Raw genomic sequence first — 14,347 nt, 5'->3', positions numbered from 1 at the left:
GTCATTATTTTGAGGAACGGGACCGAATCCCATTGTCGGCAACGTCTGACAGACCGCGAACGCCCGTGATAGAGCGGCCGTCAGAACATTTGAAAAATCCTAGGAAATGTCTTACAGCGACCCACAGACATTTAGCACAGGAAATAAAGAAAGAAGTCGCACTTGCTGATTTGGCAGTTGCGCGATGTTCGACGTTTTGTCGGAAATGTATTAACGAAGTGCGATGAAAAGTATCAACCCGATACCCAGACATGACTCTTTCCTTGAGATGAAAGTAATCATTCAATTATCAGGGCTTAAAAGACGATTAGAAGATACAGATCAAGGGCAAAAACCAGTTCAGTTGCTGAGCCGGCCGTACCTGCAAATGGCCGAAAGTCAGGTGCAGGCAAAAAAAATCCCGTGCGAGCACGGGATTTTTCAGGGTGGTCAGGCCGTTTCGACCTGAAGGGCGACCCGTTCGCGACATGGGCATTCGTCCATGTAGCGGTGCGCCTCGACAAACTCGGTAAACGGGAAGACCCGGGTCTTGAGCGGCAGCAGCACACGATCGGCGGTCAACTGGTTGATATCGCGCAACGCCCGTTGCAGCGCGGCCTGGTCCTGGACGATGCCCAGTTCCGGCTTGCCGGTGAAGTTGCCGATGCAGTGCACGAAAAACTGAATGTTCTTCTGGAACGCTGCACATGCCGGAAACGGTGTCTGATTACCGCCCTGCAAACCATACAACACCAGGCTGCCACGCGGTGCCAGCACATCGCCGAGCATCGACATCTGCGGACCACCAAGACCATCGAAGACCACGTCCACGCCGCGATTGTCGGTAATCTTGTTGATCTGCATCAGCAGGTCCTGTTCTTCGGTGACGATGACTTTCTCGGCACCCAGGGACAGCAGGTATTCACGCTCTTGCGCCTGTTTGGTGGCTGCAATCACCCGTATGCCGAGCGCCTTGCCCAGTTGTACGAATGACGGACCTGCGCAGTGACTGGCATCTGTCACCAAGGCGAACTGCCCGGGCTTGACCCGTGCCAGGTCGCTATACGCAAAGTAGGCGACCAGCAACGGCGTGTAATGCACCGCCGCCTCGATCGGGCTGAGCACGTCCGGATAACGGGTCAGTGCGGTGCGCGGCAGCACAATCTGCTCGCCATACACGGGGTAGTCGTTAGGGCTTTCGGCCGGGAAGCTGGCGACCTTGTCACCCACCGCCAGGTCATCGACACCCTCGCCGACTGCCGTCACGACACCCGACATTTCATGGCCGAGGCCCGAAGGCAGACGTGCATGGGAGGACGCCAGGTTCTGACGCCAGAGTATGTCGTACCAGCTGATGCCGATCGCTTCGACGCGCACCTGCACTTCGCCCGGCGCAGGGAGAGCCGCCGCATGCTCTTCGCATTTGAGCACCTCGGCTGGACCAAACTTGTGAAAACGGATCGTGCGGGACATCGCAAACCTCGCCAAATGAACCTCTAATGCCATGAACTCTATCCGGGCTTTGGCCCCAAGACCATCAGTGGCTATTAATAGTCGACATGCCTGTCATTAATTCCGCAACGGCGGCGACTTCGTCAATTGTCGTAAGAAATGGACACGTTATTCGCAGGAAAACTCAATTACTCGGTGCAGAGTAGCAGCCTTTCCCCTTAATATTCATGCCGGCCATTGTTCTCATATGGCTGCTCTCGTCAAGCTTGATGACTCTGCCAGGACTCCAGATGAATCGTAATGACCTGCGTCGTGTCGACCTGAACCTGTTAATCGTATTCGAAACACTGATGCACGAACGCAGCGTGACCCGCGCTGCGGAGAAGCTGTTTTTGGGCCAGCCGGCCATCAGTGCGGCACTTTCCCGCCTGCGCGGACTGTTCGATGACCCGCTGTTCGTGCGCACCGGCCGTAGCATGGAGCCGTCGGCCCGGGCGGTGGAAATCTTCGCCCTGCTCTCCCCAGCCTTGGACTCGATTTCCACGGCAGTCAGCCGGGCGTCGGAGTTCGATCCGGCCACCAGCACCACGGTGTTCCGTATCGGCCTGTCGGACGATGTCGAATTCGCCTTGCTGCCGATGCTGCTCAAACGTCTGCGCGCCGAATCCCCTGGCATCGTGCTGGTGATTCGCCGTGTGAACTATATTCTGATGCCAAGCCTGCTCGCCTCCGGTGAAATCTCCATCGGCGTCAGCTACACCACCGACCTGCCGGCCAACGCCAAGCGCAAAGTGCTGCGGCGCAGCATGCCCAAACTGCTGCGCGCCGACAGCGTGCCGGGCCCCTTGAGCCTGGACGACTTCTGCGCCCGCCCCCACGCACTGGTGTCGTTCGCCGGGGACCTCAGCGGCTTCATCGATGAAGAACTGGAAAAACTCGATCGCAAACGCCATGTGGTGCTGGCCGTGCCACAGTTCAACGGATTGGGAACGTTGCTCACCGGCACGGACATCGTCGCGACAGTCCCCGACTACACGGCAGAAGCGTTGACCGCAGCCGGCGGATTGCGGGCTGAAGACCCGCCGCTGCCAACCCGCAGCTTTGAGCTGCACATGGCCTGGCGGGGTTCGCAGGATAATGATCCGGGGGAGAGATGGTTGCGGTCGCGGATTCAGATGTTCTTTGGGGATCCGGATAGCCTCTAAGAGGCGTCGAGCTGGCTATTCATTTGATCCTTTTGGCCATTCCACAAACAACAAGCGTGCGCATGCAGTTCGGGCTAGTCGGCAGCTCGGCGAAGAACGGCTCAGTAGGACACAGTTCGTCAGATTCAAATCCCAAGCCATGTGCTCGTAGGCGAAATGGCAAAATATGCGCAACGGTATCAAGCGCTGATCCTCGCTGCACTGCAAGCGAGCAGCCATCAGGTCGCCCGCATTTTTTGAACTCCCTCGCCGCTGCAAGGCTCGTTAGAAAGTAAACCCGTCAGCAAACCGGACCGGCCATGACGACCCAAGCCTTGCACGAGCCCGCCAGCGCGTCGGCACAGAGCCGGCTCTACAGCACCGACATCCCCGCCCGCCTCGATCGCCTGCCATGGACGCGTTTTCACACCTTGCTGGTCCTCGCGCTCGGCATCACCTGGCTGCTCGATGGTCTGGAAGTGACCCTGGCGGGTTCGGTGTCCGGAGCGCTCAAGGCCAGCCCGGCGTTGGCCATGAGCAATACCGACATTGGCCTGGCAGGCGCCACGTACATTGCGGGCGCGGTGTTCGGCGCCCTGTTCTTCGGCTGGCTGACCGACCGACTGGGTCGGCGCAAGCTGTTCTTTATCACGCTGTTCCTGTACATCGGCGCAACGGCGGCCACGGCGTTTTCCTGGAGCTTCGCCAGTTTCCTGCTGTTTCGCTTCCTCACCGGCGCCGGCATCGGTGGTGAATACACGGCGATCAACTCGACGATCCAGGAATTCACCCCGGCGCGTTATCGTGGCTGGGTCGACCTGACGATCAATGGTACGTTCTGGCTCGGAGCGGCGCTGGGCGCGATGGGTGCGGTGGTCCTGCTCGACCCGCAGGTCGCAGGGGACGAACTGGGCTGGCGCCTGTGCTTTGGCATTGGCGCGGTGCTCGGCCTGGTAATACTGCTGATGCGGTGGTGGATACCGGAAAGCCCGCGCTGGCTGATGATTCACAATCGGCCGGACGAAGCCGAGCGCATCGTAGCCGACATAGAACGCCACTATCACCAGCGCGGCATTGAAATACCGCCCTTGCAAACCCCGCCCCTGCGCTTGCGGGCGCGCGATCACACGCCGCTACGAGAGGTGTTTCACAGCCTGTTCGCGGAGCACCGGCAGCGCGCGCTGGTGGGGCTGACGTTGTTGACTGCCCAGGCGTTCTTCTACAACGCGATCTTCTTTACGTACGCGCTGGTACTGACTGATTTTTACGGTGTGCCCTCAGCCACCGTCGGCTGGTACGTACTGCCGTTTGCCCTTGGCAACTTCTGCGGGCCGCTGTTGTTGGGTCGACTGTTCGACATCGTCGGGCGGCGCATCATGATCAGCTCGACGTACTTGATTTCCGGGGTGTTGCTAAGCATCAGCGGTTATCTGTTCCAGCAAGCGCTGATTGATGTCACCCAGCAGACGATCGCATGGATGGTGATTTTCTTCTTTGCGTCGGCGGCGGCCAGCTCGGCCTATCTGACCGTCGCCGAAACATTTCCACTGGAAATCCGCGCCTTGGCCATCGCCGTGTTTTACGCGTTCGGCACAGGGCTTGGCGGCTTGATCGGCCCCACATTATTTGGCGTGCTGATCGAGACCGGCGAACGGCTCAACGTGTTTTATGGGTATTTGCTGGGAGCGTTGTTGATGGTGATTGCCGGAGTGGTCCAGGCCATTTGGGGCGTGGCCGCGGAACGGCAGCCGCTCGAGCAGGTGGCCCGGCCGTTGTCACAGGTAGAGGATCAACCCTCGAACCTGTAGGAGCGAGCTTGCTCGCGATAGGTTCAAGACCATCGCGAGTCAACTCGCTCCTACAGTAGCTGTTCAACCGCCAGCCGCGCCAGCTCGGCATCCTGCTCGGCCTTCACGCCCGACACGCCAACCGCACCGATACAATGGCCGTCGTGCCAGATCGCGATCCCGCCCTCCAGCATGCCCTGCAAATTCGGTGCACTGAGGAACGCCGCCCGCCCGCCATTGATCATGTCTTCATAGACCTTGCTGTCGCGCCGACCCAGCGCGGCGGTGCGGGCCTTTTCGGTGGCGATGTAGCCGGAGATGGGGGCGGCGCCGTCCAGGCGCAGCAGGCCCAGTGGATGTCCGCCATCGTCGACGACGGCAATCGCCACCGCCCAGTTGCGCTCGTTGGCCAACTGCTTTGCAGTGGTCAACAGGAGTGAAATCTCTGATTCGCTGAGTATGGCCTTGGTTTGCATATTGCCTCCTCGTTAATTAAAAACGACACGACTGAGCAATCAGGCATGTCGCTGGAACTATGGGATTATTCGCCGTAGATGTCGAAATCGAAGTACTTCTGACGAATCCTGTCGTAGGTGCCATCGGCACGAATTGCCGCCAGGGCCTGGTTGAAGCGACCCGCCAGCGGATCGTTCTTGCGCACGGCAATGCCGATGCCGGTGCCGAAGAACTGCTCATCAGTGTAGTTCGGGCCGACGAATTCATAATCCTGCCCTTCCGGTCGTTTCAGCAGACTTTCATCGATCACCACCGAGCTCGCCATGGTTGCGTCGAGTCGCCCGCCCAGCAGGTCGAGGAAGATTTCGTTCTGTGAACCGTAACGCACCACTTCGGCGCCGGCCGGTGCGAATTTTTCGGTGACGTACCGATCGAAGTTGGTCGCTCGCTGAACGCCAATGCGTTTGCCTTTGAGCTGGGCCGGAATATCGGAGATGCCGCTGCCTTTCTTGAACACCAGTCGCGCCGGGATGCGGTAGTAACGGTTGCTGAAATCCACCGACTTCAGGCGCTCCGGGGTCATGGACATTGATGAAATCACCGCGTCGACCTTTTTCACCTTGAGCGCGGGAATCAGACCGTCGAACTCCTGCTCCTTCCATTCGCACTGGACTTTCATTTCAGCGCACAAGGCCTGGCCGATGTCATAGTCGAAACCGATGATCTGGTTATCCGGGGTCTTCGAGGCAAACGGCGGATAGGCCGCCTCGATGCCCAGGCGCAGCGGTTGTTCCGCCGCGTGCAGGTTGGCACTCAAGGCCAGCAAAGAGATCAGGCCAGCTTTCAATACAGCGCTTTTTACGTTCATACATGGCTCCAGATGCGATGTTGTTTCTGTCGGGCGCTCCGCATGGGAAGGCGTCCGTTATGGCAGCGGCAATGTGAACAGGCAGAGATGGTGGCTCTATCGGCCACCTGCTCTTGCGTTGTGCCAGGGTCACCGGCACAACGGCAACACTCAAACAGCGGCGGTAACGATCAACTCCAACAGGATCTGCGGGTCATCGAACGACACCTGCGCAGTGGCTCGGGCCGGCGTTTGCGCGGCGTCGACCCAGGCGCTCCAGGTTTCATTCATGCCGGCGAAGTCGGCGGTCATGTCTTTCATCCAGATCTGCACGCTAAGCAGGCGGCTCTTGTCGCTGCCGGACAGTTCCAGCAATTCGTCGACCCGTTGCAGCACCTGACGGGTCTGGCCACGGATGTCCTGGCTGCAATCGGCGGCGACAATGCCGCTCAACCAGGCCACGCCGTTGTGCACGACACTGCGGCTCAGGCGTGGGTTGCTTTCGATGCGTCGGATAAGGCTCATACAGGCTCCTGGGTCAAAGGTTCTTCGTTGGCGAGTTGGGAAAGGGTGATGGGTTTGAGGGGTGATCTGATGCGGTAGTAGCCGACTTCTGCTGAGGGCACCCGGCGTTGTTCGGCAATGATTTGCGTCACGCTCAAGCCACACTGGCGACCCTGGCAAGGTCCCATGCCACAGCGACCGAACGCCTTGGTCTGATTCGGGCCCAGGCATCCAAGCTCGACAAACTGACGAATCGAACCGGCGGTGACTTCCTCGCACCGACAGACGATGACCTCATCGGCGGGCACACGGTTTTGCAGCAACGGGCGGTACAAGGCGTCGATCAGTGGCCTTGCCGCACGCTGGCGAGCCAGGGCCTTGCGGTAAGGCGCGGCGAGGTCTCGTGCTTGATGCGCGTTGATCGCTCCCACACGGGCGGCCACCGCCAGCGCGGTGAGGCGGCCTTCGAGTCGTGCCACTTGAGCGCCGCCAATCGCCCCACCGTCGCCGGCAATGAAGACCCCCGCCAGGCTGGTTTCACCGTCCTTGTCGCGACGGGCGATCCAGCACAGTTGCTGCTCGCTCCAATCGTGCTCCAGGCGCAGCGACCAACTGATCTGGGTGTTGGGGACCACCCCCTGGTGCAGCAAAACCAGGGACGCCGGCAGGGTCCAACTGCGACTACCACATTCAAAGCTCAATGCCTGGGCGTGTTCCTGGGCCTCGACGCGCAAATTCCGTGCATTGCGAAAATGCCTGACACCGGCACGCTTTAATGTGGCGAGCAGTTGCAGCCCCTTCAACAAATCCCGCCAGCCAGGCAAGGCTGAGGGAACCTCGCGCCAGGCGCGTACCAGGTCGCCGGTGCCGCTGGTGTCGACCAGCGCCTCAATCGCCACGCCGGCACGCAGGTATTGCACCGCCAGCAGGTACAACAACGGTCCGCAACCGGCCAGCACCACAGGGCCTCGGGGCACCAGCGCGGCATTTTTCAGCAGGATCTGCCCGGCGCCGGCGGTCATCACCCCGGGCAAAGTCCAACCGGGAATCGGCATCGGACGCTCGAATGCACCGGTCGCGATCAGCACGTGCCGCCCCTGAAGGATTTGCGCACGGCCTTCGATCAGGAAATGCACCTGCCGCTCGGGGGTCACTTGCCAGATTGCGGCGCCGCTCAGGAAGCGCGCACCGCATTGCAGAAACTCTGCAACCAGTTGCGCACCCGCCTCATAGTCGCTACCCAGCACTCGACGCTGGTGAGCATCCGCCTGCTGGACATTGCGATAGATCTGCCCGCCCGCACTGCCCTGCTCGTCCAGCACCACCACCGAAAGCCCACGCGCCGTGGCTTCAACAGCCGCGCTCATGCCTGCCGGGCCGGCGCCGATCACGATGAGGTCAACCGTTTGCTCATTCATCCGCCATCTCCTGGTCACCCGCCAGCAAGTCACGAGCTCCGCGCTGACGGTGCACACGCATACCGGCGCGCACCGGCAGCAGACACGCCTGGCAATTGGCCTGCCCGTCAACCTCGACCAGGCACTCGAAACACACGCCCATCATGCAAAACGGTGCACCGGGGCGGCCATTGACCGCGCTTTCACGGGTACGAGTCACGCCGCTGGCGAGCAACGCCGCGGCGAGGGACACGCCGGCAGGCACCGCCAATGACGCACCTTCAAACTCGATTCGTACGGTGTTTTCCGCGGGGCTTAACGCGCGGAACAAAGGTTCAACCGGCATGGCGCACCTCGGGACTGAAACGCTCAAGGCTGAAAGCCGAAACCGCCGGATCGTCCCGTTCAACGTCAATCCACGGTGCCAGGCGCAAGGCATGCATTGCCGCCAGGGTCACACCGCTGTGGCAACTGACAACGACCGCCCCCGGGCACGTCCGGGAGGCTTCATAAATGGGATAACCGTCCTGGCTCATCACTCGCAGCGCGCCCCAGGCCCGCACCAATCGCACTTGCCCCAATCGGGGGAAGCAGCGCACCGCGCGCGTGGCGATGGTCGCCATCACCTGGCTGCCCGTGCCGTCATCCAGACCGGCCGACTCATGGGAGTCACCCAACTGCACGGTACCTTCGTCGGTCTGGCGCACATAGGTGGTGGGGTAATGCAGGAAGGGTTTAAGGCGTTCGGTGACCAGGATTTGTCCGCGATTGGGACTCACCGGAATATCCATGCCCAGTTGCGCGCCAAGTTCACGATTGCCAAGGCCCGCAGCCAGCACCACGCGCCCGGCATACCAGCGTTGCCCGGCGGCCGCCAGTTCAAAACCGCCAGCACACTGGGCGATGCCGCTGACCCGATGTCCATTGATGATGTTCACCCCGCGCACCCGGCAGGCGGTATACAGCGACCGCAGCAGCTTCAACGGATTGATGTGGCCGTCCATGGGCGAATAACACGCACCCACCACGGTCGGCCCGACGCCCGGTAAACGGGCGCGCAGTTGCTCGGCGTCCAACAGCTCGAACGGATAATCGCCGTGCATGGCGTCGCGCAACCACAGTAGACGACGGCTCTCCTCGGCCATTTCTTCATCACTCAGGCACAACTGAAAGCCGCCTGGCTGGCGCAGATGAAGGTCGATGCCCGTGTCGGCCTGCAACGCCGTGGCGAAGCGCGGCCACAGCGCCACCGCTTCACGCGTCCACTGCGCATAGGCGCTCATTCCGTAGCCTTTGCCCTGAACCCACAGCAAGCCGAAGTTGCCACGGGCGGCACGCAAGGCGTCGTCGCCTTCGTCGAGGACGCTGACCTGGCGGCCGAGCAAGGCCATTCCATACGCAATGGACAGTCCCACCAAACCACCGCCAACGATCATGACATCAGTTTTTTGCATGAGCTTCACTGCCGCCCTTTCAGCGCCCAAAACTCAGTTCAGGCGCAGGCATTACGCCTGAATGATCTTGATAGGTACGATGCTAAAGAGCTGACGAAAGCTTGAAAAATGCTTTATTTTGGCAAGTCCATGTCTTTTTGTTATGGATTTCATTGAAGGATACACAGCATGAACCTTCGTCAACTGGAGGCCTTTCGCGCGGTCATCCTCGGCCAGACCGTCACCCGCGCCGCCGAGATGCTGCACATTTCGCAACCGGCGGCGACACGCCTGATTGCGAGCCTTGAAGAGGACATCGGCTTCGACCTGTTCATTCGCGCCAAGGGCCGGCTGCAACCTACAGCCGAAGCCATGACGCTGTATCAGGAAGTACAGCGCTCACTGCTGGGTGTCGAACGCATTGCAAGAACAGCCCAGGATATTCGCAGCCTCAAGCGCGGCTCGTTGCAGATCGCGTGCGCTCCAGCCATGGGCCTGTCGTTCCTGCCCAGGGCCATTGCGGCGTTCGTAGCTGAACACGATCAGGTGCAGATTTCGCTGATGGTGTTGTCATCCCGCGAAGTGGTCGACCTGGTGGTAGGCCAGCGCTGTGACCTGGGCATCATCGTCCTGCCCAACACCTACCCCAGCCCCCGCGCAGAGAAACTGTTGGCCACGCGCATGCTGTGCGCCCTGCCCGCCAGCCATCGCCTGCGGGACAAAGCCACTATCCAACCGGAAGACCTCAAGGGCGAAGCCTTCATTTCCTACCCGCAATCGATCGGCTCGCGCCAGCTCATCGACTCGATTTTTGCCGCCTACGGGGTCGAGCGAGAGCTGCGCCTGGAAGCCCAGCTCTCGCTGCCGATGTGCGCCTTTGTCGAACAAGGCCTGGGGGTGGCACTGGTGGATGCCATCAGCGCGGTCGAGTACCGCGGCAATGGCGTGGTGTTCAGGGCTTTCGAACCGGCGATTGAAATGGATTTCAGCATGCTCTTGCCAGTCCACGGGCCGGCGTCGAAATTGCAGGTGGCCTTTTTGGAGCATATGCAGGACTTTATTGGCCGCGAGGTGCCGTCGGAGTATCGGTTCCAGACATGAGTTTCACGTGAGCGCCCGCGCGAGGTGGTGTCTACAAGCCTTTCGCCGAGTGATCTAGACTGAGTTGCATGCAGATCAGTCCCAAGGATATTCATCGATGCTCGGACGCGGTAAACCAGGGCCCAACGCGGCTACTGCCACCGCCCGCACGCGTGGCAAGCGGATGAGGCCCGGGGCCACTTTCCGCCTGATCGTGAGTTTCATGCTGGCGGTCATCCTCGCGTTCCTGACTGTTGAGGGCTGGCGGACGTGGCGTGACTATCGTGCGGCCTTTGCCTCCGCTCGCGACTCGGTGACCAACCTCGCCCGTGCCACCGCGCAGCACGCAGAGGACGCGATTCGCCAAGTGGATGTGCTGACCGCCGCGCTGGCTGAACGAGTCGAGGGCGATGGCTTGCAGGGCATCGACGTGTCGCGCATCCACAATCTGCTGGTTCAACAGGCGCGTATCATGCCGCAGCTGCATGGCCTGTTTATCTATGGGCCGGATGGCCAGTGGATCGTGACCGATAAAGAGGTCACGCCGGAAATGGCGAACAACGCCGACCGCGATTACTTCAGGTTTCACCGCACCCACGAAGATCGCGACGTGCGTATTGGCGATGTGGTGCGAAGTCGTTCCACCAACGATCTGATCATCCCCATTTCGCGGCGATTGAATAACCCTGACGGGTCCTTCGCCGGTGTCCTGCTGGGGACCATCAAGGTCAGCTATTTCGTCGATTACTACGGTGACTTCAAGATCGATGACAAAGGTGCGCTGGTGCTGGCGACGCGCAGCGGAACCATCCTGGTCCGCCGCCCTTTCATTGAGTCCGTCGTGGGCAAAAGCCTGGCGAACAGCGAGATCTACAAAACCTACCTGCCCAAATCCAATCAAGGCATCGCACAGGTCAGGGCGATCGTCGACGACACAGAACGGCTGTATGGTTACCGGGCCTTGTCTACGTATCCGCTAGTGGTGGAAGCCGGGCTGTCACGCGAGTCCATCATCGGACCGTGGCGCCGCGACCTCATCAAGACCAGCCTGGTGCTGTTCTGCCTGTTGGCCGTTTTTACCGCGTTTGGCTTGATCGTCTTGAGTCAGTTGCGTCAGAAGATGGTGATCTCCAGGGAACTGCGCCGCGCCCATCAGGCCATGGAGGAAATGGCGCTGACCGACAGTCTCACCGGGCTGGGTAATCGCCGACGCCTGGACAAGGCACTGCAAGACGAGATTCGCCTGGCCCAGCGCCAGGGCTCTTTGGTGTCACTGATCATGATCGATGTCGATTACTTCAAGCGCTACAACGATCGCTACGGGCATGCCGGCGGCGATGACTGCCTGAGCGCGGTCGGCGCGGCCATCCTGCACGCCATCAAACGACCGGGTGACCTGGCGGTGCGCTACGGCGGCGAAGAATTTACCGTGCTGCTGCCCAACACGGACAGCGCTGGTGCTGCCCAGGTCGCCGAGGACATTTTGCGGGGGATCCGCGCCCTGGACATCGAGCATGCCGATCACCCGCTGGGCAAGGTCACTGCAAGCGCTGGCATTGCGACCCGCCAGCCGGGCATCGAGGATGTGACGCCGGCCAGCCTGCTCAAATCGGCCGACGCCTGCTTGTACTCCGCCAAACAGAGTGGGCGAAATCGATGGTATGCCGTTGATGGCTCGCACTTCTCCCCCTAGAGATACCTCACGCAAGTTAGGCCTGGCTGCACTTCTATTTCAACTTCCGCCCCCATGATCAGCGGATAGTGATCGGGAATATGCCCGGCAGGAAATGCAAATATCTGCGGAATTCTATATTTTGATAAAACTTTACTGATCACCCGATAAGCCGTTTCATCAAAGTTCGATTTCACGCCGCCGATATCTCGCATGGAGCCGATGATGACGCCTTTTATCCTGGCCAACGCTCCGGCCGTCTCCAGTGTTTGCATCTGGCGGTCGATTCGGTAATAAGCGTTCTCCCCGATATCTTCCAGAAACAATATTGCCCCTTCGTAATTCAAATCATAACGGGTGCCGGAAACAGCACCGACAATGGTTTGATTACCGCCGACCAGTCGACCTTTTGCTTTACCCGTTTTGTTCAGCGCATGGGGTGTGAGCGAATACGACGGCGCCCGGCCTTGCAGAATATCGAACACCTTGCTGTAGCTGGAGGCCGGCGGTTCAACCCCCATGCTCAGGGTCCTTACCACGTTGGGCCCGTGGATCGTCGCAATGTCGTATCGATTGAAGAAGCTGTGCAGGTACGTGATGTCGGAATAGCCGATCAGCCATTTGGGCCTTGCACAAATAGCACTCATATTGAGTCCGCTCAATAACTGGACACTTCCATATCCACCACGTGTTACCCATATCGCCTCTATCTGCGGGTCATCGCACGCCCATTGCAGATCTTCCAGGCGTTGTTGGGGCGTGCCGGCATAGGCGTAGTTGTTGTCATATTTTTCAAAACAGTTTTTCGATAATACCGGTTCATACCCCTGCTTTTTGATCATTGGCGTGACGTGATCCAGAAATGCAGGATTAGTCAAATGACCCGCTGGCGATACGATTGCAATTTTACTTCCGCTTTTTAGTGGCTCCGGCAATTTAAAATTCGTCATCTCTTACTTCCCTGACTGGCTGAAAACCAACCATACCAGAGACGTTCAACATGACACTCTTGCATTGTTGACAGATCATTACCGCCAACTTTAAGAGTTGCCCAGTCAACACTTTCCCACCACACGGGCGGCTGACCCACCAGCCCTTCTGGCGCTCATCATTGCAGACGCGGCAACAGACAATTGCTGCGAACCGGGTTGAATTAATCCTGGCGCAAGGCGCACGCTAGAGAGCTGCCTGGGTTCTTATATCATTCCGAATGATAGTTACCTTCGCTTCGTTCGATTCGTGCGACAGCACTGCCGCCAAGCATCATCCGCCCATTCTCAATACATTGGCGGATGCATCCATGGAACAATCACTCAAACATTTGCGCTTTCCCCTGGCCGTGTTGGCCGTTGTGGTGATGAGCGCCTGCGGCAAGGCGCCTCAGACAGCGGCGACCATGCCGGCCGCTTCGGTCAGTGTCGCCAAGGTGCTGGAACAGCCGGTCAACGAGTGGGACGAGTTTACCGGGCGCCTCGAAGCGCCGGAGACTGTAGAAATCCGCCCTCGCGTCTCAGGCCAGATCGATGAAGTGGCCTTCACCGAAGGCGCGCTGGTCAAGAAAGGCGACCTGTTGTTCCAGATCGACCCGCGTCCGTTCCAGGCGGAGGTCCGCCGCCTCGAAGCGCTGGTTGCCCAGGCCCGTGCCAACGCTACCCGCAGCGAAAACGAAGCCCAGCGCGGCGAACGCCTGCGCACCAGCAACGCGATTTCCGCCGAACTGGCTGACTCGCGCACCAGCGCCGCTCAGGAAGCCCGCGCCGCCGTCGGCGCCCTTCAGGCGCAACTGGACTTGGCCAAGCTGAACCTGAGCTTCACCCGCGTGACCGCACCGATCAGCGGTCGCGTCAGCCGTGCGGAAATCACCGCCGGTAACCTGGTCACTGCCGATACCACCGCACTGACCAGCGTCGTGTCCACCGACAAGGTCTACGCCTACTTCGACGCGGACGAACGTGTCTTCCTCAAGTACACCCAGCTCGCTCGCCAGGGTAAACGTGGCGCCACCACCCCGGTGTACCTCGGCCTGTCCAACGAAGACGGCAACCCGCACTTGGGCCAGATGAACTTCGTCGACAACCAGGTCAACCCGAAAACCGGCACCATCCGTGGTCGCGCGGTGTTCGACAACACCGATGGCAACTACACCCCAGGCCTCTATGCACGTCTGAAACTGGTGGGCAGCGGCACCTATAACGCCATGCTGATCAACGACGAAGCCGTCGGCACAGACCTGGGCAAGAAATTCGTACTGGTGATGGACGGCGAGAACAAGACCGCCTACCGCGCCGTTGAACTGGGTCCGAAAATCGAAGGCTTGCGCATCGTGCGCAGCGGCCTGAACAAGGACGACACCATCATCGTCAAGGGCTTGCAACGCGTACGTCCTGGCTCGCCGGTCACCCCTGAAGTGGTGCCGATGGCCAGCGAACAGACCCTGGCGGCCCTCGCCCAACAACGACAAGCGCTGGAAGCCAGCAACCTGCCCCGAGTCGCGCCTGCCAAGGGCGCGCCGGGTGCGGCTGTGAAGCTGGCTGCTACGTCCCCACGCGGTTAAGG

At 60.0% G+C, this 14,347-nt stretch carries 14 protein-coding genes; 6 read left to right on the top strand and 8 right to left on the bottom strand.

Annotated features, from left to right (window positions below):
• The first annotated feature begins 223 nt into the window (after nucleotides 1-223).
• On the top strand, nucleotides 224-448 hold the full coding sequence (locus tag AB4N64_RS09975; protein WP_460124864.1) for a hypothetical protein: 225 nt from the start codon (nucleotides 224-226) through the stop codon (nucleotides 446-448).
• Here the strand turns inward: AB4N64_RS09975 and AB4N64_RS09970 are convergent.
• Nucleotides 430-1,452 (bottom strand): zinc-dependent alcohol dehydrogenase family protein, encoded by a 1,023-nt coding sequence (locus tag AB4N64_RS09970; protein WP_460124861.1) that lies wholly within the window; start codon nucleotides 1,450-1,452, stop codon nucleotides 430-432. The two genes, AB4N64_RS09975 and AB4N64_RS09970, sit on opposite strands and share 19 nt — an antisense overlap.
• Before the next feature lie 269 nt (nucleotides 1,453-1,721).
• On the opposite strand from AB4N64_RS09970, the gene AB4N64_RS09965 reads away from it, so the two are divergent.
• Together AB4N64_RS09965 and AB4N64_RS09960 are read left to right on the top strand one after the other, a co-directional pair.
• Complete coding sequence (locus AB4N64_RS09965) at nucleotides 1,722-2,636, top strand: LysR family transcriptional regulator (protein WP_460124858.1); 915 nt, start codon at nucleotides 1,722-1,724, stop codon at nucleotides 2,634-2,636.
• Nucleotides 2,637-2,935: 299 nt separating this feature from the next.
• Nucleotides 2,936-4,423: an MFS transporter gene (locus tag AB4N64_RS09960; protein WP_460124855.1), complete on the top strand. Its 1,488-nt coding sequence runs from the start codon at nucleotides 2,936-2,938 to the stop codon at nucleotides 4,421-4,423.
• A 50-nt stretch (nucleotides 4,424-4,473) separates the two neighbouring features.
• On the opposite strand, the gene AB4N64_RS09955 is transcribed toward AB4N64_RS09960, so the two are convergent.
• The 6 genes from AB4N64_RS09955 to AB4N64_RS09930 form a co-directional block, all read right to left on the bottom strand.
• Nucleotides 4,474-4,878: a heme-binding protein gene (locus AB4N64_RS09955; protein ID WP_460124852.1), complete on the bottom strand. Its 405-nt coding sequence runs from the start codon at nucleotides 4,876-4,878 to the stop codon at nucleotides 4,474-4,476.
• A gap of 65 nt (nucleotides 4,879-4,943) precedes the next feature.
• Entirely contained in the window at nucleotides 4,944-5,726 is a 783-nt protein-coding gene (locus AB4N64_RS09950; RefSeq protein WP_460124849.1) for an ABC transporter substrate-binding protein, read from the bottom strand.
• 150 nt (nucleotides 5,727-5,876) lie between these two features.
• On the bottom strand, nucleotides 5,877-6,230 hold the full coding sequence (locus AB4N64_RS09945) for a RidA family protein (RefSeq protein WP_460124846.1): 354 nt from the start codon (nucleotides 6,228-6,230) through the stop codon (nucleotides 5,877-5,879).
• On the bottom strand, nucleotides 6,227-7,627 hold the full coding sequence (locus AB4N64_RS09940; protein WP_460124843.1) for an FAD-dependent oxidoreductase: 1,401 nt from the start codon (nucleotides 7,625-7,627) through the stop codon (nucleotides 6,227-6,229). The genes AB4N64_RS09945 and AB4N64_RS09940 overlap by 4 nt, the downstream gene beginning before the upstream one ends.
• Complete coding sequence (locus AB4N64_RS09935; RefSeq protein WP_460124841.1) at nucleotides 7,620-7,952, bottom strand: (2Fe-2S)-binding protein; 333 nt, start codon at nucleotides 7,950-7,952, stop codon at nucleotides 7,620-7,622. Before AB4N64_RS09935 ends, AB4N64_RS09940 begins: the two co-directional genes overlap by 8 nt.
• Nucleotides 7,942-9,060, bottom strand: coding sequence for an NAD(P)/FAD-dependent oxidoreductase (locus AB4N64_RS09930; protein ID WP_460124838.1), 1,119 nt, complete (start codon nucleotides 9,058-9,060; stop codon nucleotides 7,942-7,944). The genes AB4N64_RS09935 and AB4N64_RS09930 overlap by 11 nt, the downstream gene beginning before the upstream one ends.
• A 168-nt stretch (nucleotides 9,061-9,228) precedes the next feature.
• Between AB4N64_RS09930 and AB4N64_RS09925 the strand changes: the two genes are divergently transcribed.
• On the top strand, nucleotides 9,229-10,140 hold the full coding sequence (locus AB4N64_RS09925) for a LysR substrate-binding domain-containing protein (RefSeq protein WP_460124835.1): 912 nt from the start codon (nucleotides 9,229-9,231) through the stop codon (nucleotides 10,138-10,140).
• 97 nt (nucleotides 10,141-10,237) lie between these two features.
• A complete protein-coding gene (locus AB4N64_RS09920) occupies nucleotides 10,238-11,812 on the top strand; it encodes a sensor domain-containing diguanylate cyclase (protein ID WP_460124832.1) in 1,575 nt (524 codons plus the stop codon).
• On the opposite strand, the gene AB4N64_RS09915 is transcribed toward AB4N64_RS09920, so the two are convergent.
• Nucleotides 11,809-12,741: a S66 peptidase family protein gene (locus tag AB4N64_RS09915; protein WP_460124830.1), complete on the bottom strand. Its 933-nt coding sequence runs from the start codon at nucleotides 12,739-12,741 to the stop codon at nucleotides 11,809-11,811. The two genes, AB4N64_RS09920 and AB4N64_RS09915, sit on opposite strands and share 4 nt — an antisense overlap.
• 350 nt (nucleotides 12,742-13,091) lie before the next feature.
• Here AB4N64_RS09915 and mexE point away from each other — a divergent pair, with 350 nt between their 5' ends.
• Nucleotides 13,092-14,345: a multidrug efflux RND transporter periplasmic adaptor subunit MexE gene (gene mexE, locus AB4N64_RS09910; protein ID WP_460124827.1), complete on the top strand. Its 1,254-nt coding sequence runs from the start codon at nucleotides 13,092-13,094 to the stop codon at nucleotides 14,343-14,345.
• The last annotated feature ends 2 nt before the right edge of the window (nucleotides 14,346-14,347 follow it).

The organism is Pseudomonas sp. S2_C03 (assembly GCF_054668405.1).
The sequence above is the reverse complement of the archived record's forward strand: the minus strand, read 5'-3'. Positions and strand labels throughout refer to the sequence as shown.

Excerpts from the sequence above, each read along its gene's own strand:
- AB4N64_RS09975 (WP_460124864.1), top strand. The coding sequence starts at position 224 with ATGAAAAGTATCAACCCGATACCCAGACATGACTCTTTCCTTGAGATG.
- AB4N64_RS09970 (WP_460124861.1), bottom strand. The coding sequence starts at position 1,452 with ATGTCCCGCACGATCCGTTTTCACAAGTTTGGTCCAGCCGAGGTGCTC.
- AB4N64_RS09965 (WP_460124858.1), top strand. The coding sequence starts at position 1,722 with ATGAATCGTAATGACCTGCGTCGTGTCGACCTGAACCTGTTAATCGTA.
- AB4N64_RS09960 (WP_460124855.1), top strand. The coding sequence starts at position 2,936 with ATGACGACCCAAGCCTTGCACGAGCCCGCCAGCGCGTCGGCACAGAGC.
- AB4N64_RS09955 (WP_460124852.1), bottom strand. The coding sequence starts at position 4,878 with ATGCAAACCAAGGCCATACTCAGCGAATCAGAGATTTCACTCCTGTTG.
- AB4N64_RS09950 (WP_460124849.1), bottom strand. The coding sequence starts at position 5,726 with ATGAACGTAAAAAGCGCTGTATTGAAAGCTGGCCTGATCTCTTTGCTG.
- AB4N64_RS09945 (WP_460124846.1), bottom strand. The coding sequence starts at position 6,230 with ATGAGCCTTATCCGACGCATCGAAAGCAACCCACGCCTGAGCCGCAGT.
- AB4N64_RS09940 (WP_460124843.1), bottom strand. The coding sequence starts at position 7,627 with ATGAATGAGCAAACGGTTGACCTCATCGTGATCGGCGCCGGCCCGGCA.
- AB4N64_RS09935 (WP_460124841.1), bottom strand. The coding sequence starts at position 7,952 with ATGCCGGTTGAACCTTTGTTCCGCGCGTTAAGCCCCGCGGAAAACACC.
- AB4N64_RS09930 (WP_460124838.1), bottom strand. The coding sequence starts at position 9,060 with ATGCAAAAAACTGATGTCATGATCGTTGGCGGTGGTTTGGTGGGACTG.
- AB4N64_RS09925 (WP_460124835.1), top strand. The coding sequence starts at position 9,229 with ATGAACCTTCGTCAACTGGAGGCCTTTCGCGCGGTCATCCTCGGCCAG.
- AB4N64_RS09920 (WP_460124832.1), top strand. The coding sequence starts at position 10,238 with ATGCTCGGACGCGGTAAACCAGGGCCCAACGCGGCTACTGCCACCGCC.
- AB4N64_RS09915 (WP_460124830.1), bottom strand. The coding sequence starts at position 12,741 with ATGACGAATTTTAAATTGCCGGAGCCACTAAAAAGCGGAAGTAAAATT.
- mexE (WP_460124827.1), top strand. The coding sequence starts at position 13,092 with ATGGAACAATCACTCAAACATTTGCGCTTTCCCCTGGCCGTGTTGGCC.